The sequence below is a fragment of the Rhodococcus sp. M8 genome, assembly GCF_015654185.1.
Taxonomy (GTDB): domain Bacteria; phylum Actinomycetota; class Actinomycetes; order Mycobacteriales; family Mycobacteriaceae; genus Rhodococcus; species Rhodococcus aetherivorans.
The window spans coordinates 68,931-89,131 of the sequence record NZ_CP064066.1 but is presented as its reverse complement, the minus strand read 5'-3'; the positions used below and the strand labels follow the sequence as shown (position 1 = coordinate 89,131).

The window sequence follows — 20,201 nt, the reverse complement described above, 5'->3', positions numbered from 1 at the left end:
AGGCCCGAAGCTACATCGAGGCGAGTTCGGGCCAGCGGTACGCACCTACGAGGTCGACGAACTGGGACGCCTGGTCGTCGTCGATCCCGACCTCGCCGGCCGTCATCGGCTCGAGCGCGTCGGCGGCACCGGGGCCGGATCGACGTCGACGCAGGCAGGTCGCGTGGGCGGATTGCTGAGTGAGTTCCGGTCGGTTCGCCGCCGGTGATCTCGGCGCTGGTGTCGTTCGGTCCGGTGCCGCCGCGAAGGGGCGATGACCGCCTTGTGGGTCGCCCGGATCGATTACGGTGCATCCATGTCCGCAGCTGCTGATCTGTCGCCGGTGGTCGAGGCCGTGGGTGGTCTCGACCTGCGTCCGCGCCAGCGGCAGTGGGTGAGTCTGAGTTTGTGCATCGTCGATGCGGTCTACAGCATCGGCGCCCACTACGACCGTCACGTGCTGCCGGTGGTGCGCCGGGTCGCCGCCGATGCCGGCATCGAGACGCCATCCGTGCCGCCGCCGGTCACCGGCCTGGCCGACCCCTTATCGCTGGAGCGGTTCTTGGATCGCTACGACACCGTCGACGCGCTGCTGGCGGTGACGAACAACCGGCAACGCACCTCACCGCGCGGGGGCATCCTCAAGGCCGAGGCCGTGCTGCAGTACGCGACGATCCTCCATGAGCACGGGATCCGGACACTCGACGATGCTCGCGTCCTGCTCGACGACCCGCAGCTCGACACGGTGGAAACCGCGCTGCGCACCGTTCCCGGCGACGGCGGGTTCGGGGTGCGCCGCGGCTATCTGTGGATGCTCGTCGGCGACGAGGACACCGTCAAACCCGACCGCATGGTGCTGGGGTGGCTGGCTCGCCACGGCGCCGACGTCGATGCCGCCACGGCCCGCACTCTGCTCTCCGAGCTCGCCACCGAGGTCAGCCGTGTGCTCGGCCGACGGGTCACCGCCTGGGAGATCGACCATGCCATCTGGACATCGGCGCGGTCGGTGCGCGCCGAACTGCGCGCCGACCAGGAGGAGCCCCGCTCGCAGGATCGGTCGATAGACCCGGATGCTGGAGGGGTGGATGCGGTCGGCGAGCTCGCCGATATCCGTGACCGCTTGGACACGGTCGTGGCCACCCTCGGTGGACAGTCGTCCCGTCGCGTAATCGTCGACCTCGACGATCCGGACGAGCCGGATCTGCATTTCGTGCTGACCGCGGCGCTGCGGGAATGGGCCGACGATCTTCGCCACCAGGTCCAGGACGATCCCGAGTATCCGAACCGGGCGGACTTGCTGCGGTGGGCCGAGGCGGCGGACCGGCTGCACGAACGCATCGACGAGGCCCTGTAGGACACCCCAGCCTCCCCGGCCGCCATCTGCAGGCGGCTGATGGCCCTAGGGCTGCGTGCCGGACGAGAGATCGACATGGTGGAACGGTCACACGTGGAGAAGCAGTTGTACGACGCGATCAAGCACGGTATCCGCCCGAGTGAGAGCGAACTCGAAGCGATCGTGGGCGGCGAGAGTGTTCCCCGGTCGCAGTCCCCGGCGGTCGATTTCGGGTTCCCCGACGATGCGGAGCGGGACGAGTTCTGACGGTGTGCGCGTGGCTGTGCTGTGCGTTGTAGGACGTGCGCAAGCGTCGGGCAGCGGTCCTCGTCCTGGCCGTGGGAATTCCCGCTCTTACGGCGGGTATCTGTCGCATCAGGTTCCGGAAGAAATGGTGGCCGTTCATGTTTGCCGAACGTCGGCATTCCACGCCGACTGCCTGGGACTACGCGGCAACGACACGAGCCGGCTGCTACGACACGTCCGCGTCTACACGAGCGACGGGAAATGGGTGGGCGGCTGCATGCCAGAGAAGGCAGGATTCGTCGCCACGTACCCGGAGCCTCGGGACATCTTCATCCCACAACAATGGTCGGTGTCTCCGAGCGGCGAGTTCCTATCGCAAGTTGAAGGAACCCGGGGAATTTACGTGCCCCTGGTAGGGACGGAGCGGGTCGAGTGGGTAGCGCCCGGACCCGATCCGACCGGCCCCGCGGTATAGCCCGACCGGCCCCGCGGTATAGGTCTAGGCAAGGGTGGATGAAACCTCAGTGGGCGGTGGCTTGTCCGCTGCCGCCGCGAGGGGGCGGAGGTGGTGGCGTCGGTGGGGATTCAGGCTGGGCGCCGTGGGTTCCGCGTCGGGGATCCGTCCGGGGCTTAGCGCCACCGGTGACCGACCTCGGGGGCCGACCTTTCGATTCAGGCACCTTCCGGCCTCCCCTATCCCTTTGACGAACGGGGATCACGACTGCGCGGGTACGTGTTGCGTTCCCCGATCTTCCCGTCCTGCTTGTGGACAAAGTGCTCAACGCCTCGCTTGATCGCCATCTCGCGACCCTTCGCCTGAGCCTCGGCCTTCGTGGGGGCGCTGTTGGATGCTCGAGAATTGCCCTCCGCCTTGTTCACCCACTTGTCACCCTGCTTGCTCGTGTGGATATCACCCTCTGCCATGTTCCCCTCCCGGAACTCCGCCTACAGATCCCAACTGTATCACTACATGTACCAAGAATTATAGCGTTGTACCACAACATGTAGTGCCTAGCTGGAGCGCCGATCGGCAACTGAGATACATCCTGTCGGGCCGTGAACGCTTCGCCACCTACCGGTCATATTCAGTCCAGAGACCGCCGTGTAGGAGCTCGCCGAAGCGATCGATCGGCCATGGAACCCGCTCGCCGTCAACCCGAAACTCCACAGTTCGCCGCGGCGGCTGCCGGCGTGGGCGAACGTCGACGGCACGGAACGAGTGAACTGTCTCGTTGACCGATCGTCCAACAGAACATCGCTTGCGCAAGATCAATTACCTCGCGAGTGGACGCCTTCAGAAGGCGAGCGGCGAGATCCCGGGGAGAGAGTGTCCCTGGGATAACGGTGGAGCGAAGCGGCCGACTCCACCCTCGTGACACTGGGATAAGCGGTGGATCCGGCCGGGCATCGGCTACGGAGTGTGGGGCCGACGATGGCGGAGCCACGCCATGCTTGCACCGCAAACGAGCACAGCAGCGGTCGACACCGCCGCGGCGATCCCCGAGTAGTTTCGGTCCGCCCACCCGGGGTCAAGATCGGTGACGGGGATGTAACTGGCCCATCCGAGTTGCATGGTCAGCGGGACCGACATCGTTGCAGGTAGGGCCAGCGCAGTGGTAGTGACTGGCGCGGACGACGGCAGCGTCGAGGTGAAGATGTAGCCAGTGGCCAGCGGGAACAGCAAGGTCAGTGTGGCTCCGTGTAGGTTGTCCCACGGTGGGGCGGTGAATGCCGCGGAGATGGCGACAAGCGCGAGCATTGAGGGGCCGAGCAGTGTGTGCGGCCACCGTCGTCCGGCCCACACGCCGGCAGCGGTCAGCAGTACCGGCACCAGCAGCCAGGGCGGATCGGTGGGCCGCCATGGTGAATCCTCGGGATGAGAGACAGCGATCACGGCGATGGCCGCCAGCACAATCATCCCGCGGCGGCCGGGCAGCCACAGCGCCGCGGTAACGGCAATCGGCACCACCAGCACACCCAGCAGCCACAACCCGTTCTCGGGGGCCTCCGCTCGAGTACCGAGTGCCTGGTGCAGCGACCAGAACAATCCCACTGCCACCACCGGTAGCCCGATGCCGACAACCAGATCGCGGCCGTGGGGATCTCGCTGAAGCTTAGGCACGGATTCGGAGCGGATGCAGTACACCGCCGTTGCCAGCAGCCCGGTGATTCCTGCCAGGGCCAGCCACACCAGGTTGGTGGCCCCGGACGAAGCCACCATGAAGGAGACGTATTGCCGTGGGCTCAAGGAGAGTTGGCGGTAGTTGCGCAGCGGTTCGGCCAGTTGCAGTCCAGCGACCGTGCCAGCGGTCAACGCGGTTTGGGCACGCAGATGCGGCAGTGACGACCGCGTGGTCGAGGCAGCCAGTCCGCCTAGGATCAGGCCGGCACCGGTGACGGCAAGGTACAGGTCGAATGGCCATGCTCCGGGGCTGGCGATGCCGCCGACCAACACCGCGCCGGCCGCTATCACTGCCGCCGTGGTGGATCGACGGCGGATCCAGGTTGCGACGAGGACCGCGACGATCGCGGCCGCGGCGGCGGCGACGAGTTCGGAATCGAGCACAGTGCCGGAGCCGAACCCGGTGGCGAAGTTCGAGTATGTCTCTACGGTCGGGGCCGCGAGCACCAGTCCGGCGGTAAAGCCACCGACAACAAGCAAGGCATACCGGAGAATGCGGGCCATCCATCCACGATGGCGGTCGACAGTCTCTCCGTGCCGATGACGCGCCGGTCGCCTCGGCAAGAGTTTTCCAGCGCGGGTATGGCGCTTGGATAGACGGGTAGCCTGAGGGGTGTGTGGGATGAGGGTGATCTAGCAACCGATGTTTCGGCTGGACTGTGGATCACAGAGCTGCGCCACGATCCGCGCAGTCTGCGCCCCAGGGGGACGGTCGGCGCACTGGTTCCGCCGGTTTTTCAAGCGTACGCACGGATTCCCCACCCTGCATACCGGATCTTCACCGTTCCGTCCATATACATGGGACGGGAGATCGTGCGGAGAGAATACGAGCCGGTCCGCTGGGAGTACATTGCCCGAGCCAACGGCCGAGTCGCTCATCCCCTCATGGAGTGGGAGAAAATCGTGGGTGTCAACCGGAATACTTCCGGAGGTGAACACACTTGGGACGATGCTCCGTGGACCGGAAGCCTTGACGTCAATTATGTTCGAGAATTAGCAGAAATTCTTGAGGGGTACACCGGAACGCCGGAATCTTGCTGGTTTGCCATCTGGGATGGAAATACAGCCCTGTACGAATTCCGTGGCATCGGAGGGCGGTTGTCGGTGGACAGTTTCGATCACATACTGATCTCCGACTCGGTCCGTGCCGCAGTGAAAAATCTGAACAATCGCGCTCCGAATTTTTGGTGGCCCGAGGATCGGGCATGGTTCGTCGTCTCACATCCGGACCTACCTTCTACGCTCGTCGGCGGAACGAAAGAGTGCATCTCTGCTATCACATCGGATCCACACTTGGAGGCGTACGAAGTAGACGTGTCATCGAGCGTGATATGGGGAGGCGACAAGGTCAACCCTTCGTCAGCAGAACCTGCGAGCGAGTGACACACGAAGCGACCCCAGCAGTGAAGAGCCCACCGGGGTCGCTTCGTGTGTCAGATACTGGCGGACATCACCATCGGATCAAGACCCGACTGACGACCGACTCGGCTTGAGCTGAGCCTCGATGAGGGGACTTTCGGTCACCACGACCCTCCTCCACCTCCTGGGATGAGAGGTTCGGGCACATAGTCCTCCGGAGCTTCAGCACACGGCCTCTCCGGACCGCCGAGATGGAACGTGTCGGTGACGATAATATCTTCCCAGTGCGAACCGTCCGCATTTGTCATTTCCCATTCTGTGGCCGCGAAAAAGTCCGCCTCCTCGCACTGGCGAGCGGACGTGAATCTGAATCGAAGATTCTCCTGGATCGTCTCGCCATCCCCCGCGGATCCCATTGCAGTGCCTGCGTCTATTTCGCACATCCCGCGTCCGCAGTCGGCGCCGGTATTCACCTTCCATATGAAGGTCGTAGCTTGGATGTACCGTTTGGGTTGACTACAGTTTCCCTCGGTCTCTGTATCAATTGTCCACGGCTTATGGCCGGAAACATGAGGATTTCCAGTCATAAGATGGCATCCGTTGAGGTACACACCCGTCTTGCCAGAAGCATCGACCGGTAGACCGAAAGTGATACCGCCGTGTTGGAATTCCTGTCGATTGCCATCCGGGCCGAACACCCCGTCGTCGACCGGGTAACCGTATTCGCCGATTTCGTAGTTCTTGAAGGACCATACCGCTTGAACGACACCGGTTACCGGATGGGCGCCGGTGCTAGGGGACCAGTACATGAGCCCTCCAGCGAACGACTGACGTCGACCCACAGTATCTGTGTTAACCAGTTCATCGCTGGTGGGGTAGCCGAGACGGCTTCCGTTGGTTTCGGCGCCGAGAGTATTCCATTTGTCTCGGATGGCGCCCCCGATCACTGCCCCGTTGATGGTGGTGAGGGGGTGCCAGTAGATCGCCGCGTTCTGGAACTCCTGGCGTCGTCCGATGCCGTCCGGGTTGACAATCTCGTCGGTGGTGGGATACCCGATGAATCCGCCTTCCCAGCCGTGCGAGCCCCATTTGGTCATGAAGCTGTTGACCACGGGGTGGGCGCCGGTGGTCGGGTGCCAGTAGATGGGGCCGACCATGAATTCGCTGCGCTTGCCGACGCCGTCGGGGTTGGTCAGTTCGTTGTTGATCGGCCACTTGAGGAAGCTGTTGGGGCCGCCGAGGGATTCGTACTTGACCCGGATCTCCCCGCACACCAGAAACGGCGCGGGCCAGTACGTGGTGCACGGCAGGGACATCAACGACATGCGCGAGGACTGCTGCTGCGCTTCCATGGTCTCGGCCAGGTCGGCCTGTTCCTTGGTGAAGCCCTCGGGGATCTCTTCGCGGTCCGAGCGCATCTTCCCCGGCACCACGGTGGGGTTCGGGTTTTCCGTCGGCGTCCACTCCCCTGCCGGTGCCTTCCGGGTCGGGGCGGCCGACGGCGGATCCGCCGGGGCGCGGTCGGCGGGCAGGGAGGGTTCGGCGCCGGGCGGAGCGGTCGCCGGTGACGAGGACGGGACCGCCTCGGTGGGCACCGACGGGGTGTCCGGCACCTGCCGGTCGGCGGACGGCGGCGCTGCGGGCTTCACGCGTTCCGTGGTAGCGGGTACGTCCGGGGTGCTGGACGTCGCCGGGGTCGAGGGCGCCGCGGTAGTCGGAACGGCGGGAGTAGTGGTGGGCTGGGCCAGGGCGGTGGTGCTGCCGGTGGCAACCAGCAGGGCGGTCGTGCCGGCGAGCACACAGCGGGCGGCCCACCGGCGTCGGGGCGTGCGCGGGGCACGGCGATGGAGCGATTCCATTGAGACCTACCGTCTTTCGCAGGAACAAGGTCAGCGGTGGCGCCATCGCTGCCTGGAAACCTAACCGGTTTCCCACCAACCACACCCGTATCGGATAACGCTTACATCACAGAAACCGTTCGTCCGGTACTTTTGTGAAAACCAGGGCAATCCCGGCATTTCGGTGCTACACACGAGGGGCTGCCCGCTCCCGCGGCGGCGGTTCGTCGGCGTGCAGGGGTGTGCCCTGCTTCCGGAAGGAGTGCGTGATGGGTGTGGGTGTGGCGAGGGTGTCCGGTGCGGTGGTGCGGCGGCTCGGCGCCGGGATGGTCGGGGCCGGGGTGGCGCTGTTGTGCCTGGTCGGCGGTACCGGGGTGGCCGGGGCACAGCCCGCGACCTCGGCGGCGGTGGCGGCGTGTTGTCAGTCGTACTGGCCGTCGCCGTACCCGGTGTGCGACGACATCAAGGATCTGTACACCTCACTGGGTGGGCCGGCCGGGCCGTTGGGGTTGCCGACGTCGGCGCAGCAGCCGTACGGGGTCGACGGGCTGCGGCAGACCTTCACCGGCGGGGCGATCGTGTGGACCCCGGCCACCGGCGCCTACCTCGACTAACCCCCGGGCGAACAGCCCCTGCCCGCTGGCCGGCCGGCGGGCAGGGTTGACAGTTCGAACCGGGTGACGTCGTCGAGACGAGCCAGGTGCGCCGGGTTGGCGCTGGGGGCGCCGGCGGCCGGCAGCACCGCGGTGCGGGCGGTGTCCGCGACCGGGCTCACCTCGCCGACGGTGTGGGTGGCGTGATCACGCATCCGCCGCGCGGCGGTCGATATCGATGGCCCGTGCCCGTTCGTGCCCGTCGCACGAACACGGCGGTTCGCACAAAGTTCGCCGCGCCCGGACGGCGTGTGACCGGCCCCCAGCTGCGCCAGCCGCCAACCCAGCACGCCCAGTTCGGCGACGGGATTGTGGCGGCCGAGGAACCGGTACCGACGCGAGTCCACGACCCCAGAAAATGCCCGACGGCACCGACACCCACCCCTCCGTCCACGCGGAGGGGCGGACGGACCCGCCCGATCCAGGATCCCGGTGCCGGCTCTCGGGGCAGGAAAGGGGGCGCTGTCCCGGTGCCCGTAGGCTGTCCGGCGGTCGAACCCGGGGGATATCGATGCCGGAGCCGGTAGGGAACGGCCACGCGGGTGAGTACGGGCAAGGAGGGATGGGGTGGCCACACAGCGCCGGGGCCGGGTCACCCGGTTCCACTTCGTCACCGTCGCCGCCGAGTTGTTCGCCGCCGCCGGGTATCACGGGGTCAGCACAGGCGAGATCGTAGCCGCGGCCGGCTCGAACAAGGGCGCGCTGTACTACCACTTCCGCTCCAAGGACGACCTGGTCGCGGCGATCATCGACGAACAGCACCGCCGCTCGATCGCCCTCGTGCAGCGGGTCACCGCCACCGACGCCGCGCCGCTCGAGCAGATCGTCATGCTCAGCCACGCCCTCGGCGAGCAACTACGGGAGAGCGCGCTGGTGCGGGCCGGGCTGCGCCTGTCCACCGAACTCGCCGATCGCACCCCCGTCCACCCGTATCGGGACTGGATCGGTGCCTGCCGTACCCTGCTCGACCGCGCCGCCCACGACGGCGATCTGCGCCCGGGTCTGGATCTGGATGCGGTGGCCCGGTTCGTGATCGGGGCGTTCACCGGCACCGGGCAGCTGTCCGGGCTGCTCACCGACCGCTCCGACCTGCCCCGGCGGATCGACGAGCTGTGGGGCTTGTTGCTGCCCACCCTCGTCGCCGACCCCGACCGGCGTGACGCGGTGCGCGGCTCTCGCTGGGCACGCCCACTGCCCGTCGCCTGAATCCCACCCCCTCGGAATCCGCACCGGGTCGTTCCTTCTGCACCGGCCCGCCCCCTCTGCGCTCCGGCCTCATCGGCGGCGGGCACCCGCCGGACTGGCCGCGGCGACCAGGAGCACCGCCCCGGCCGACGTCAGGGCGAGCTGGGCTCGCGGAGCAGTGATGTCGAGTACCACGATCTGCACGGCCACCCACCCGAGCGTGCACACCCCGATCACCCCGGCCGCGGCCATCGCACCCGGGGCGTCGAGCACCAGCGCGGCCACGCACACCAGCGGCGCGATCCCGAGTGCCACCAGCACGATCGTGCCGGACAGCCGGTAGTCCCAGGTATGCCAGCTCGGCAGCATGCCGGTGTCCAACCCCAGCGTCGCCCCACTCGGATCCGAGACCAACGCGGTGCCGCTGAGCAACCCCGACGCCCCCAACACCATCAGCACGACGACGGTCGCCAGCTTCCTCACCCCGTCATCATCGGCGATGACCACCCCCGGCGGGGCACCGACCTTCCGGCGCAGTCCTGTATCCCACTTCGGACCGCGAGGGGTTTCCGGCGCGGGAGCGGCCGAAGGCCCGTGTCCGGCGCTGCCCTGCATGTCTGCCCCTCGGTCATGTCAACACTCGGTGAGGTGCCGGCGGGGGCCGGAGTTCGGCGCGCGGTGGACCTGAAGATCGATGAAACTGCGCCCGGAAGTCGCCCAGTTGGTCAGCTCGAGGATGGCGAAGGTGACGATGCCGTATGCGACTACGGCGCTCGACCACCATGCAGGAGTCGGTTGCCGTCGTGATCTTGTCGACGCTCGACCTTCACTCCGGATATCGGCGGAAGTTCGGGGAAGCGATGACAAATTCGGTCGGCAACTTCGCAAGGGAGTAGGTGTCGGTGCCGACTGCTACACTTTCCTGCAGAGAGGAGGGATCATGGGCTTCGAAGTGTTCGACAAGAGGATGGCACCGCTGGCGAAGGCACCCAGCGTTACCATCCAGAAGCGTGGAATCTTCTCCATCAACAAGGCTGCGCACAAGCTCATCGGCGAGCCCGCGACGGTGGAGCTGCTGTTCGACAGGGACAACCAGATCATCGCGTTGCGGGAGTCCGACCAACCGCATGCGTATGCGATCCGGCCGCAGTCTTCGCGACGAGATACGGGACAGGTGATCATGTCGGCGACTGCATTCACGCAGTTCTACGACATCGACACATCCGTCAGCCGCCGATACAAGCCATACGAGCAGGACGGAATGCTCTGCATCGATCTCAAGGGACCCAGCGTGAAAGTGGTGGGGAACCGCTCGAAGCGCACTTCGGAACACGATTCGGAGGGCGACGACTCGTAAACAGACTTCTGGCCTGATCCCGCGCCAACGGAATCAGGCCAGTAACCGGCCCGAGGGCGCGGCTGATGACTTGCCAGTCCTCTTCAGCGTAGCGGAGTCCTCCAGAGGCGTGGCCTCTACTCCTCATCCTCGGGTCAACTACCTGATGAGGAGGGCCTGTCATGGCTCCTATCACCCATGAGTACGGGATCACCGGTCCCGTACCGTTCCTGGACGTCGACATCGCGGCCGACAACAAGTGGTTCCTCGATCCACGCGCCATCCGGCTGCACCGCAGGACCGATCCCTTCGCCACCAAGGCGAACGAGTGCACCGAGACGTTCTTCGCGGAGATCATCGACTGTGTGATTCGTGGGGATGCACGGCGTGGCCTGTGGCTTCTCCAGCAGTTTCCCGAGCCCTGGCACACCCGGTTGGGTCTGGCCAAGAGTGGGTTCAGCGGTCACGGGGGTGCGAAAGAAGTCGGCTCGTGGTTCTGGCGAGCGCTCACCGAGAACCTTGAGGCCTTCGTTGTTGTCGGACTTCTCAAGGAGCTCGAGGAGTTGCCTCTTTTCATAGAGGGCGTCGACAAGGACATCACCTCGGACATCACCACTCGCATCGTTTTCGAAGCGTTGGCCGAATTCACCGACCACATGGTGAACCAGTACCCGGAGTTCACGTCCGGACCACATCGCGTCGACACGTTCAACTGCCAGGCGTGGGATTCGACCAGACGTGAGTGGATGGTCAAACCGTTCGCGCTTCCGGTGGCAGAGGGCAAACCTCTTCTTCTCGTTCCCCGGGGTTGGGCACGTCAGACTCTTCTGATGTCCGCCTCCCGCTACTACGAGACGAAGGTGCTCGGTTACGTCCAGCTCGAGCGGGCGGTCCGGCTGAGTACGGGCAAGCTGCTCACGACTCCGAAGGATCGGTTGAAGACCGAGCCCGGGCTGGGACGCGGCCGGGTCACCAACCTCGATGTCACCCGTCGAGCGTACGAGAACAACGACGATCTGATCGCCGAGTTCAAGCGGTTCGTCGACATGAAGTGGACGCCGCCCGACGGCGATCGGCGGAGCGCCTAGACCCTGACGTCGCGGCGGGCACTCTGGCCCGCCGCGACACCGCTCTCCTCCGAACGGGATCGACGCGGGGTCGACGTCGATGCGCGAGGCGGGCAGCTCCTCGGTGGCCCCGCGGACCTGATACCCCGGATCCGTCGAGGCGCGGCCCTTGTGGACCGTCCAGTTGTTCTGTTCGGCCACTTCATGCTGCCCTGCTTCTCGACCGCCGCGGCCGGCGCCGGTCTCGGGCGTGTCCGCAGGCGACACCCCTGACCTCGACCCCACCCCCCCCCCGGGTGTGCCGGCTTCTTCCCGGTGCGGGCCGAACCTCTCTCGCGGACGTGAGAGGGAGCGGGTGGTCAGAACGGGTCGTACTGGCCGATCCCCTGTCCGATCTGCTGGTTCAGCGTCCCGAGCCGCCGCAGGATCTCGAATCGGTCCTGGGCGAGTTTGCGGGGCCAGTGGTAGCAGGCCGCGACCGCGGTATCGAGGTTCTTGTGCAAGGTGACCAGGTCGGAGTACGCGCCGTCGTCGACTCGGTTGTACAGCTCGGTCAGGCCGATGCCCTCGGTGCGGGAGAGCTGCTGGCGTCGGTCGATCAGAGCTCGCGCCGCCTCGGCGACGGCGTGCTTGTCCTCCACCGTGGGTGAGGGCCACGGGTAGGTCTCGAACGCGGTGGACGGGGTGAACCGAAGATCGTCTTTCAGGGTGGACGATTCGTTCCAGGCCCAGGCGTCGAACGCCGTCGAGGTCAGGACGCCGATCGCGTAGTCGTCGTCGAAGGCGTACACCCCGACCAGGTTGCTGGGGCACCAGTCCTTCTCGGCCCAGGTGAACAGCAGCCGCTTGCCGGCCAGGGTGGACACGAGATAACGCGATTTCGGGGCAATCGCCTTCCGCATCTCAGGACGGGGCCAAGCGAACTGCCACCACAGACGCGCGAAGTGGCGTTCCTTATTCTCGCGGTAGGGGCGCACCTTGGTCCGGACGATCTTGAGCGCGGTCGGGTACTTCATCGCGTCTTCGAGGGCCATGGTGCCGAAGTCGATGATCCAGCGGCTCGGCCGGGCCTCGACGACCTCGGTGATGTCGTCGCTGGTGAGGTAGCGGCGCACGACGTCGCGTTCCCCGGCGGCGAGCAGGTCGGCGGTGGTCGTCTCGTCGACGAGGAACCCGTCCCCGGTGGGCTGGCACCCGATGAAGGATTTGCCCTTGTTCGCCGGCAGCTTGAACGGCTCGGGCAGGGTCGGGCCGGGTTTGAGCTTGGAGTTGATCGCGTCGACCTCGGCGCCGTCGAGGTGGAACTCGGTGACCGGGGCCGGGGGGTTCTTGACCCAGTTGGTGAGGGAGACGAAGACCTTGGCTTCGCCGGGCCACCGCTGGGTGGACACGGCATCGGTGATCACCCCGCCGTGGTCGACGATGTACCGCAGCGAGGCGAGGCGGTGCTTGTTCTCGCGCAAGGTGTTGGTCGAGACCAGGCCGGCGCGCTGGCCGTCGTCGAGGTGGTCGTGGGCACGGCGGAACCAGTAGGCGCAGTAGTCGACCACCCCGACCGACGGGAAACCTCTCTTGAGCTTGTCGAGGTAGGGTTCGCCCAGTTCGCCGCGGATCTTGCGGTCGCCGACGAACGGGGGGTTGCCGACGATGCAGTCGACCTCCGGCCACGGGGCGAACACCGCGTCGCCGATGGTGATGCCGGCGAGGTTGACCAGCGGCAGGGGCGGCTCGGCGTCACCGTACTGATCCATCATCTGCCGGTGTCCCATCCACAGGGTGACCCGGGCGATGAGCACGGCCGCCGGCTGGATCTCGATGCCGTAGAAGTTGGTCAGCGGCACGTACGGCCACGGCCCGGCCGGCAGCGGCAGGCCGGTGTCGGCGGCCAGGTCGCGGATGCGTTGTTTGGCCGTGTACTCGAGGCGGCGCAGCTCGCGGTAGGCGACGTAGAGGAAGTTGCCGCACCCGCAGGCGGGGTCGAGGACACGGAAGGTGCACAGGTCCTCGAGCACGCGCAGGGCTTCGGCAGGGGTGGTGGCCGCGTCGATGCGGGCCTGCCAGGGCCGGACGATGGTGGGGCCGACGATCTTCATGATGTCGACTTCGTGGGTGTAGTGGGCGCCGAGCTTGCCCCCGATGATCCGTTCCATCAGCGACCCGAAGATCGTCGGTTCGACCTTGCTCCAGTCGTAGGTGGTGGCCTCGTAGAGCGCGTCGAGTTCCTCCTCGGTGAGGTCGACGTAGGCCGGATCGGCGAAGAGTTGGCCGTTGACGTACCGGGTGCCGGCCAGGATGCCCTTGCGGTGCTGGTTCCCCTTCTGGTTGAGCACCTTGAACAGGAAGCCGAGGGTTTGCGCCGAGTCCTCGGCGCGGCCGCGGAGCTTGGCGACGGTGTTCTGGAACGGTGCGCCGGCGAGCAAGCCGAGTTCTTCGGCGAACATCGTCCAGATCGACTGCATGACGAACCGCTGGATCTCGTCCGGTGGGGCGGCACTGCGGTCGATCAGCGACCGATACACCTGACCGACCTGGTCGGCGGCCCGGGTGGTCAGCTCCTTGTGCAGCTGCGCGAAGTTGGGACGCTGATCGGTACCGGCGAGGAACATCAGGGCCTCGTACCGGGACGGCAACTCGTCGAGGGTGAACGCGGCACGGGGCGACTTCGGGAACCGGCCCGGCTCCCAGATCTCGAACTCGTGGAAGTTGCACAACACCACCCAGCGGGCCGCGGGGATGTCCGCGACGTCGTCGGCGGATTCCTCCCAGTACCGTTTGACCTGCTCCCGGGCGGCTCCGACCCCGATATGCGGGGCCTTCATCTCGACGATGCAGATCCCGGGCCAGTGCAGATCCATGAAGCCGGCCGAGGACTTGAACGCCTCGAACTTCGCTCCGACCTCGAGCCGATCCGAGCCGTAGGCATCGAAGAGCATGTTCAGGAAGGTCTGAGCTTCGCTCTTCTCACTGCCCTGGTACTTGCTCCACTTTCGTTGGAACTTGACCAAAGCCCTCTGGATCTCTTCGCCACTGCGCACACGGTGACCCTATGAGGTGGGATCGGCCCCTCGGCGAGGGGGCTTACACCAGGCGCAGCTCGTCCCCACCGAAGTAGGCGTCCTTCTGCAGACGGGTACGGATCCGTTCGAGGTTTTTCAGGGCGTCGGCGAGGGCGAGTTGCGCATTGTGCTCTTCGGCGCTGTCGCCCAGTCGCTTCTTCGCCTTCTTCGCCCGGGCAATGGTGTGTTCGATGTTGACGAGGACGTCCGAGACCTCGGACATCGCGTGCTCGTGTGCGGCCTGCGCCACAGAACGTGGATCGTGTGCCGGGGCGCCCATGTACCTCCACCTTGCCCATGTCGACGGGTTGCCTCAACACAGCGTAACGACCCGGCTCTCCGTTGCCGCCTCGGAACGCACGATCCCCCCACCGAAATCCGAAGTTCCGACCGACGCCGATGTCCGGGAGCAGGACGTGTGGAAGGCCGTCAGCGGTGGCTGAGGTATTCGGACCAGCCGAGGAGCCAGCCGCGCTCGTACTCGGTGGCCGCGTCGTCGTCGAGTCGTTCGCCCGGCGGTATCGCGAACCACACCGCGCCCTGGTCGGCGTCGTCGGTGGTGACGTCACCGGCGTGTTCGCGTTCGAGTGCCGCCCGGTAGCCGGCGGCGTGGCCGCGGTCGTAGGCAGTAGTCACCGTGGGTCCTTTCGGGTAACGGACGAATATGGTCGGTCCGTGACGGATGCGGTGCGCTACGGGTCGTTCCGGCGCGGCCGACCGCGCTTCTCGGCCCGCCCCCGTTACCGCACCGCGGCTACAGCTCGAACAAGCAGAACTGGTCTGCGCGGGCGCGGGCCTCGGTGTCGGCTTCGTCGCCCGGGCCATGGCCCGGCCGACGGTTTCGTCGCAGCCGAGTTCGGCCCCGTCCTCGCGCCGACTGTGGTCGGCGCGGGCCAGGTCGAATGCGGCGCGGCGCAGTTGCTGGTCGACGCTCATCGCATGCTCTCCTGTCGGTGTGCCTCGCCCCTGGCGGGACGGCTTCGGCCGGGCGGTGTCGTCGGGGTCGCCCTACTGCATCATGCGCAAGCGCACAAGCGGGTCAGGACATGCCAGGTGACGGCCGGGGCAGCGATCGACCCGGCCGAAGCGAGCACGAGGGATCGGCGACAGTGCGGCAACCCCGCTGCAGGAAGGGGGTGTCCGATCTCGGAGATGGGGCCGCGGACTTTTTCTGCCCTGGTTGCCCCGCTTACCGGTGCATTTCGGTGGTGCCGTCGATCTCAGCCAGTGGTCGGGGGTCTGGTAGGTGAGGTTGCGAGACACCGAGGCCGCTTTCGACCAGGGATTGGTAATGCGGGGAGGTGCTCATCAGATCGGTGTGTTGTCCGCAGGCGGCGATTTTTCCGTCCGCGAGGACGATGATCATGTCGGCGCTGCGTACGGTGGCAAGCCGGTGGGCGACGATGATCACGCTGGTGTGCTCCCGGAGCTCGTCCAGCGCCTCGAGGAGCAGCTTTTCGTTTCGGATGTCGAGGTTGGATGTCGGTTCGTCGAGGAGTGCGAGGGGACGGCCGGACAGGATGGCCCGGGCCAGGGCCAGTCGTTGGCGTTCTCCGCCGGACAAGGTGCTGCCGCGGTCGCCGACCGGAGCGTCGAGCCCACCGGGAAGTCGGGAGACGAGCAGAGACAGGTTCGTTGCTTCGAGTGCTGACCACAGTTCGTCGTCGGTGGCGTCCGGGCGGGCGAGAAGCAGATTGTCTTTGATGGTGCCGTGCAGGACGGGCGCGTCCTGTTCGACGATCGTCAGCGCCGATCGGACGTCCGCGGGGCTCAGTGCGGAGTACTCGCATCCGTTGAGGCGGATCGATCCGGTTGCCGGCGGGTAGAACTTGCCGATCAGGGAGAGGATGGTGGTCTTCCCTGCGCCGGAAGCACCGACGATGGCCAAGGTGGTGCGGTGGTCGAGGGTGAAGGACACCTCGTCAAGGATTCGGCGATCGCTGTAGGCGAAGGAGACGTGGTCGAATTCGAGAACAGGGGTCAGCGGCCGCGGTGGCGGTGGTGCAGCAGCGGATGCGGCGGGCGGCACGGGTTGGTCTTCGGTGGCGAGCGAGAGCGTCGTATGGACGCGATCGAACGAGCCTAGGGCGATCCGCAGCGAGATCACTCCCTGGAACACGTTCGACAGGGGAAACAGCGCGTACATGGTGAACAGGAACAGGGTCACCAAGGTGCCCAGTTCGAGGGATCCGTTGGCCACGCGGATGCTGCCGATCAGCAGGATCAGCAGGAACGATCCCGATGTGGACAGGCGGATGACGGGGGTGGCCAGCGCGGTCAGCGCCGCCGACCGGATACCGGCGTCGTACGCGGTGTGGGCGGCGACGACGATGGCCGCTTCTTCCCGGCGTTCGGCGCCGAAGATGCGGATCGTGCGGATTGCCGAGATGCAGCGTTCGAGGTTGGCGGCCAGCGACCCCACGGCGGACTGTTTGTCGGCGGCGGCCTGCTGGATTCGGGACAACGCCAGGCTGGCCCCACCGAAGGCGATCGTGGTGATCACGAGTGCGACCGTGAACAGCAGAGGGTCGAGATAGCACATCACTGCTGCCGCGACACCGACTGCCAACCCGCCGGTGGCGACCTCGATCAGGTTCTTCGGCACCTGGCTCAGCAACGCCAGGTCGGTGGTGACCTGAGAGAGCAGGTCGCCGACGCGGGTGGCGTGGACGTGTTCGATCCGCAACGCCAGCACCTGGCGGGCAAAGCGCTCCCGAAGCGCGAGCACGAGCTGTTCCCCGACGCGTTCGAGCAGGTAACGTCCCGTGGACTCGGTGGCGCTTTGCAGGAGGAAGACCGTGACGAGCAGCAGGGAGGGAGCGAGGATCGGGGAGGACGTGGAGATGCTGTCGACGATGTGTCCCGCCAGCAGGGGTTGTGCCAGCCCGAGCACCGTCGCCAACAGCGTGACCGCCGTGGCCACGACCATGCGTCCGCGCCATCGGCCGAGGTAGGACAGTAGTTGGGTGTAGCGGGTGAGCGTCACGAGGACTCCTGGCCGAGATCGCTGGGTGGGGTGGCCGGGGGTGGCACGGTCATGAGGGTGCGATACGAGCTGGGCTGGCCCAGCTCGGCGACCAGACGTCCCTCGGTTTCGAGCCAGGCATGGGCACGGAAGGGTGGAGCGGCGGGGATGCCTGTGCACCAGATCGGCCACGAGCCGTCCGTCCGCAGCAACAGGCACGCAGCGATCGAGCGGGGAAGACAACCGAACCGGCCCGCACAGGTGGGGTCGTGCTGTACCACTGCCAGGACGGCGCGTTCGGCTTCGTCGTAGCGCGCCGGTCGCGCTCGTCGCGCCAGGAAGGTCAGGACCCGGTGCAGTGTCCAGGGGGTCAGTCGCGCCAGCTGCTTGGCGACGAGCACACTGGCGCCGACCTTGACTTTGGACCGCCACGGGAGTTCGAGCCCGGTCTCGGTGGGGTGCAGGGCCACGTCGGACAGGACGGGGCGGTCCTTATCGAAGGTCATCGTCGATCAGTCCGCTCTGGGCCAGCTGCTGCAGATAGGAAAGCAGGTCCGTGCGAAGGTCGTCCAGCGGCACGTCGTAGCGATCGTGCAGTGCGCGGACGGCACGGTCGGGATCGTTCGTGTCGAGCAGCGCAGTGATCATGTCGGCGCCGATCTCGTTGACTTGGAAGTAGGAGCCGTTCTTCTGGTCGAGCAGGACGGCTCCGTAGTCGGTGCGGGTCATCGATACCGAGTTCCGAAGTTTCATCCGGTCTTGTGCCTCCGTTCCGATGAGCTGTGTCCTGGGCGGGTCGGGGACGAGCTGCGGTTGTCGACGGATCGGAGCCAGGCCTCGCACGCGACGGTCATGGCGAGATCGTTGTTGTCGAACAGTGGCGTGTCGGGTTGCCGGAGCAGGGGATACAGGCGGTGAGGGTCGATGAGGCCGGCCTCGACCAGCTTCGAATCCGCGAAATACGTGCGGATCGCCGAGGCGTTGCGCAGAAGCGCTTGGGCCTTGTCGGCGTTGTGTGCACCTTTCGTGGTGCGGCGCTGGAGGCTGTCCGGCAAGAATTCCTTGAAGGCCTCGAGCAGAAGTGGTTTGTATCGGTACGGATCCAGACGGTGGTCGATTCGCACCGAGAGTGCAGCGTTGATGACGCGCTCGTCGAGGAAGGGCGCGACGACGCCGATGCCGCCACGGAAGTGAGCGATGTCAGCGACACCGCGCACCACCCGAGAAATCTCGTAGATCGCGCCGAGTTCCTGATGTCGGCCGGGGGAAGGGGCGAGAGGGTGCAGCTCGCTCATCGCGCGGATGCGCGCTGCGATCGCGTCGGTGACCTCGGCGCTCAGCCAGTGTGGAACGACAGCTTGCCCACCCCAGGACAGCATCGCCGCATGGGGATCCCTCGGGGCCGACGACAGATAGGTCCGGTTCAGCCAGCTCCGGTAGGAGCCGGGCGCGATCAGCTGGCGCGCCAGGTCGGACCCGCGCCAGCGATACATCGACCGGTATGCGCGAAGGCGTCTGAGGGCTGTGAGTGGGTGTGTGACGAGCAGCTCACGACTGAGGGCAGGGTGGGCCAGGAAGAGCTGGTCCCCGCCGTATCCGGTGAAGTGCACCTCCGTCCCGACAGCGCGTGCCAGGTCGGTGACGGCATTGAGCCGACTGTGGCTGCCGATCGCGATGCTCGGCTCGTCGAGCGGATAGCGGGACGCGTCGTCGAGTTCGTCGTATTCCCAAGGCAGCTGGTCCGGCTGGAGGAAAGTGTGGCTGTCGAGCGGCAACCTGGTGGTCAGCTCCCGGGCCCACTGCGCATCGGAATTGAATTCGTCTCTGCTGACCGCGGTGATCCCGTGCAGCTCGAAGGGCAGCTCCTCGCGATGCTTGTGGATCTGGAGTGTGGCGGTGAGGGTCGAGGAATCGAGTCCGCCGGAGATCTCGCAGGTTGCCCGTGATCTTCCGGAGAGGTGGTCACCGACAGTCTCGAGAGTCGCCGAGGTGACAAGTTCGGCGCCGGCCGCGAGGTCTTGGTCGGGGAATGGCGGGGTCCACCATCGGTACAGGCGTGTCGGATCCGGTCCGCCGAGCTGGAGGAAACTGTGAGGAGGGACGGCTGTGATGTTCTCCCAGCAACACAGTTCCGCGAGAGGATGCTGCAGCGGCTCGAGCAGGCGCATCGCCAACGAGATCCGATCGACCGGAAACTCGCCGATGCTCGCAAGCAGGCGGGCTCGGCTGGAAACCATCGTCGCGCCCGCCACATCTGCATAGAAGACCCGGTGCAGCCCGGACACAGATCCCTGCACCCGGACTCGACCGTTGATGGAGGCAACGAGCCAGTACTGCCCGGCGAGTTGGCCGAGGTGTGCATCGAGGTGTAACAACGACGGGGCCGTGGCCAAGACATCGGTCAAGACACGCTGCGGGACCGGCGCTGGGCCTATCACGACGAGGGTGTTGCCGCGCATCATCCCTGCACTGAGCCGCAGGTGGCTCGCCTGCACGTAAAGGCGAACGGGGTCGTTGCCGGCCGATAAGTCGAACATTCGTGCCTGAGCGAGGTGCTCACGGACCACGGCCGGCTGATGGTCGCCTCGGATGAGCACGAACGAGTCGACGTCGCTGTCCATGAGCACCTCGCGTGAGTCAGTTGAACTTACCTACCCACTCGACCCACCAGATTCCTCCCCCAGAGGTGATCTGGGAAAAGGCCCCGCGGCTGAGCAGCGTGGGAGCTGTGTACTCCTTCTTGTTCATGGTTCCCTCCCTTCCGAAATCGACATGTCGAGGGCGGACGTCCATGAAAACCGGTCGACTGGAATGCTATTCAGACGGAGGGGGACTACAGCGCGAATGACATACCGTGAAACCGAAATGTTATGCGATACAGGCGCTTTTCCATCGGACCGGGGTCAGGCTCGGCAGGACGCTCCGGTGCAGCGCTCCCCGGAGCCGGGGCCAGAGCCACCTCGCAGCACGTCGGATCGAAGACGTTCCTGCAGGTGGGCAAT

General features: G+C 66.1%; 21 protein-coding genes. 8 read left to right on the top strand and 13 right to left on the bottom strand.

The genetic code is table 11. The features are described 5' to 3' along the window. Window positions 1–295 precede the first annotated feature (295 nt). The 3 genes from ISO16_RS28135 to ISO16_RS29140 all read left to right on the top strand — a co-directional run bounded on the left by ISO16_RS28135 (window position 296) and on the right by ISO16_RS29140 (window position 2,033). A complete protein-coding gene (locus ISO16_RS28135; protein WP_326839329.1) occupies window positions 296–1,333 on the top strand; it encodes a hypothetical protein in 1,038 nt (345 codons plus the stop codon). Between the two features lie 75 nt (window positions 1,334–1,408). Next, complete coding sequence (locus ISO16_RS28130) at window positions 1,409–1,579, top strand: hypothetical protein (RefSeq protein WP_170914121.1); 171 nt, start codon at window positions 1,409–1,411, stop codon at window positions 1,577–1,579. After that, a complete protein-coding gene (locus tag ISO16_RS29140; protein ID WP_442800836.1) occupies window positions 1,557–2,033 on the top strand; it encodes a DUF6338 family protein in 477 nt (158 codons plus the stop codon). The genes ISO16_RS28130 and ISO16_RS29140 overlap by 23 nt, the downstream gene beginning before the upstream one ends. 218 nt (window positions 2,034–2,251) lie before the next feature. On the opposite strand, the gene ISO16_RS28125 is transcribed toward ISO16_RS29140, so the two are convergent. Together ISO16_RS28125 and ISO16_RS28120 are read right to left on the bottom strand one after the other, a co-directional pair. After that, the gene (locus tag ISO16_RS28125; protein ID WP_072636237.1) at window positions 2,252–2,482 is read right to left on the bottom strand and encodes a DUF2188 domain-containing protein; all 231 of its coding nucleotides are present in this window, start codon (window positions 2,480–2,482) and stop codon (window positions 2,252–2,254) included. Between the two features lie 487 nt (window positions 2,483–2,969). Further along, window positions 2,970–4,244, bottom strand: coding sequence for a hypothetical protein (locus ISO16_RS28120; protein WP_072636238.1), 1,275 nt, complete (start codon window positions 4,242–4,244; stop codon window positions 2,970–2,972). 111 nt (window positions 4,245–4,355) lie between these two features. Here ISO16_RS28120 and ISO16_RS28115 point away from each other — a divergent pair, with 111 nt between their 5' ends. Continuing rightward, window positions 4,356–5,123, top strand: a complete 768-nt coding sequence (locus ISO16_RS28115) for a hypothetical protein (protein ID WP_139311037.1) — start codon at window positions 4,356–4,358, stop codon at window positions 5,121–5,123. 137 nt (window positions 5,124–5,260) lie between these two features. Here the strand turns inward: ISO16_RS28115 and ISO16_RS28110 are convergent, their stop codons facing one another. Next, window positions 5,261–6,748, bottom strand: coding sequence for an LGFP repeat-containing protein (locus ISO16_RS28110; RefSeq protein ID WP_139311038.1), 1,488 nt, complete (start codon window positions 6,746–6,748; stop codon window positions 5,261–5,263). A 458-nt stretch (window positions 6,749–7,206) separates the two neighbouring features. On the opposite strand from ISO16_RS28110, the gene ISO16_RS28105 reads away from it, so the two are divergent. Next, window positions 7,207–7,551, top strand: coding sequence for an LGFP repeat-containing protein (locus ISO16_RS28105; protein ID WP_230304626.1), 345 nt, complete (start codon window positions 7,207–7,209; stop codon window positions 7,549–7,551). Here the strand turns inward: ISO16_RS28105 and ISO16_RS28100 are convergent. Next, entirely contained in the window at window positions 7,548–7,712 is a 165-nt protein-coding gene (locus ISO16_RS28100) for a hypothetical protein (protein WP_195886210.1), read from the bottom strand. The genes ISO16_RS28105 and ISO16_RS28100 overlap by 4 nt on opposite strands. Window positions 7,713–8,157: 445 nt before the next feature. Here ISO16_RS28100 and ISO16_RS28095 point away from each other — a divergent pair, with 445 nt between their 5' ends. Further along, a complete protein-coding gene (locus tag ISO16_RS28095; protein ID WP_072636242.1) occupies window positions 8,158–8,796 on the top strand; it encodes a ScbR family autoregulator-binding transcription factor in 639 nt (212 codons plus the stop codon). A gap of 69 nt (window positions 8,797–8,865) precedes the next feature. Here the strand turns inward: ISO16_RS28095 and ISO16_RS28090 are convergent, their stop codons facing one another. Beyond that, window positions 8,866–9,258 carry a hypothetical protein gene (locus ISO16_RS28090; protein ID WP_230304625.1) on the bottom strand — a complete coding sequence of 131 codons (393 nt, stop codon included), beginning with the start codon at window positions 9,256–9,258 and terminating at the stop codon, window positions 8,866–8,868. A gap of 457 nt (window positions 9,259–9,715) precedes the next feature. Here ISO16_RS28090 and ISO16_RS28085 point away from each other — a divergent pair, with 457 nt between their 5' ends. Then, window positions 9,716–10,132, top strand: coding sequence for a hypothetical protein (locus ISO16_RS28085; protein ID WP_072636243.1), 417 nt, complete (start codon window positions 9,716–9,718; stop codon window positions 10,130–10,132). A 161-nt stretch (window positions 10,133–10,293) separates the two neighbouring features. Beyond that, the gene (locus tag ISO16_RS28080) at window positions 10,294–11,199 is read left to right on the top strand and encodes a hypothetical protein (protein ID WP_072636244.1); all 906 of its coding nucleotides are present in this window, start codon (window positions 10,294–10,296) and stop codon (window positions 11,197–11,199) included. 338 nt (window positions 11,200–11,537) lie between these two features. Here the strand turns inward: ISO16_RS28080 and ISO16_RS28075 are convergent, their stop codons facing one another. The 8 genes from ISO16_RS28075 to ISO16_RS28040 all read right to left on the bottom strand — a co-directional run bounded on the left by ISO16_RS28075 (window position 11,538) and on the right by ISO16_RS28040 (window position 19,947). Beyond that, window positions 11,538–14,213, bottom strand: coding sequence for a class I SAM-dependent DNA methyltransferase (locus tag ISO16_RS28075; RefSeq protein ID WP_139311041.1), 2,676 nt, complete (start codon window positions 14,211–14,213; stop codon window positions 11,538–11,540). 43 nt (window positions 14,214–14,256) lie between these two features. Beyond that, on the bottom strand, window positions 14,257–14,514 hold the full coding sequence (locus ISO16_RS28070) for a hypothetical protein (protein ID WP_139311042.1): 258 nt from the start codon (window positions 14,512–14,514) through the stop codon (window positions 14,257–14,259). 149 nt (window positions 14,515–14,663) lie between these two features. Beyond that, window positions 14,664–14,870 carry a hypothetical protein gene (locus ISO16_RS28065; RefSeq protein WP_072636247.1) on the bottom strand — a complete coding sequence of 69 codons (207 nt, stop codon included), beginning with the start codon at window positions 14,868–14,870 and terminating at the stop codon, window positions 14,664–14,666. Between the two features lie 553 nt (window positions 14,871–15,423). Next, complete coding sequence (locus ISO16_RS28060) at window positions 15,424–17,220, bottom strand: ABC transporter ATP-binding protein (protein WP_072636248.1); 1,797 nt, start codon at window positions 17,218–17,220, stop codon at window positions 15,424–15,426. Continuing rightward, on the bottom strand, window positions 17,217–17,705 hold the full coding sequence (locus tag ISO16_RS28055; RefSeq protein WP_051446098.1) for a lasso peptide biosynthesis B2 protein: 489 nt from the start codon (window positions 17,703–17,705) through the stop codon (window positions 17,217–17,219). Before ISO16_RS28055 ends, ISO16_RS28060 begins: the two co-directional genes overlap by 4 nt. Continuing rightward, window positions 17,692–17,928, bottom strand: coding sequence for a lasso peptide biosynthesis PqqD family chaperone (locus ISO16_RS28050; protein ID WP_072636249.1), 237 nt, complete (start codon window positions 17,926–17,928; stop codon window positions 17,692–17,694). Before ISO16_RS28050 ends, ISO16_RS28055 begins: the two co-directional genes overlap by 14 nt. Before the next feature lie 20 nt (window positions 17,929–17,948). Beyond that, on the bottom strand, window positions 17,949–19,820 hold the full coding sequence (locus ISO16_RS28045) for an asparagine synthase-related protein (protein ID WP_139311043.1): 1,872 nt from the start codon (window positions 19,818–19,820) through the stop codon (window positions 17,949–17,951). A 16-nt stretch (window positions 19,821–19,836) separates the two neighbouring features. Beyond that, window positions 19,837–19,947 carry a lariatin family lasso peptide gene (locus tag ISO16_RS28040; protein ID WP_103079657.1) on the bottom strand — a complete coding sequence of 37 codons (111 nt, stop codon included), beginning with the start codon at window positions 19,945–19,947 and terminating at the stop codon, window positions 19,837–19,839. Between the last annotated feature and the right edge of the window lie 254 nt (window positions 19,948–20,201).

Coding starts and splice junctions, on each gene's coding strand:
- ISO16_RS28135 (WP_326839329.1), top strand. CDS start 296: ATGTCCGCAGCTGCTGATCTGTCGCCGGTGGTCGAGGCCGTGGGTGGT.
- ISO16_RS28130 (WP_170914121.1), top strand. CDS start 1,409: ATGGTGGAACGGTCACACGTGGAGAAGCAGTTGTACGACGCGATCAAG.
- ISO16_RS29140 (WP_442800836.1), top strand. CDS start 1,557: ATGCGGAGCGGGACGAGTTCTGACGGTGTGCGCGTGGCTGTGCTGTGC.
- ISO16_RS28125 (WP_072636237.1), bottom strand. CDS start 2,482: ATGGCAGAGGGTGATATCCACACGAGCAAGCAGGGTGACAAGTGGGTG.
- ISO16_RS28120 (WP_072636238.1), bottom strand. CDS start 4,244: ATGGCCCGCATTCTCCGGTATGCCTTGCTTGTTGTCGGTGGCTTTACC.
- ISO16_RS28105 (WP_230304626.1), top strand. CDS start 7,207: ATGGGTGTGGGTGTGGCGAGGGTGTCCGGTGCGGTGGTGCGGCGGCTC.
- ISO16_RS28085 (WP_072636243.1), top strand. CDS start 9,716: ATGGGCTTCGAAGTGTTCGACAAGAGGATGGCACCGCTGGCGAAGGCA.
- ISO16_RS28080 (WP_072636244.1), top strand. CDS start 10,294: ATGGCTCCTATCACCCATGAGTACGGGATCACCGGTCCCGTACCGTTC.
- ISO16_RS28070 (WP_139311042.1), bottom strand. CDS start 14,514: ATGGGCGCCCCGGCACACGATCCACGTTCTGTGGCGCAGGCCGCACAC.
- ISO16_RS28055 (WP_051446098.1), bottom strand. CDS start 17,705: ATGACCTTCGATAAGGACCGCCCCGTCCTGTCCGACGTGGCCCTGCAC.
- ISO16_RS28050 (WP_072636249.1), bottom strand. CDS start 17,928: ATGACCCGCACCGACTACGGAGCCGTCCTGCTCGACCAGAAGAACGGC.
- ISO16_RS28045 (WP_139311043.1), bottom strand. CDS start 19,820: ATGGACAGCGACGTCGACTCGTTCGTGCTCATCCGAGGCGACCATCAG.
- ISO16_RS28040 (WP_103079657.1), bottom strand. CDS start 19,947: ATGAACAAGAAGGAGTACACAGCTCCCACGCTGCTCAGCCGCGGGGCC.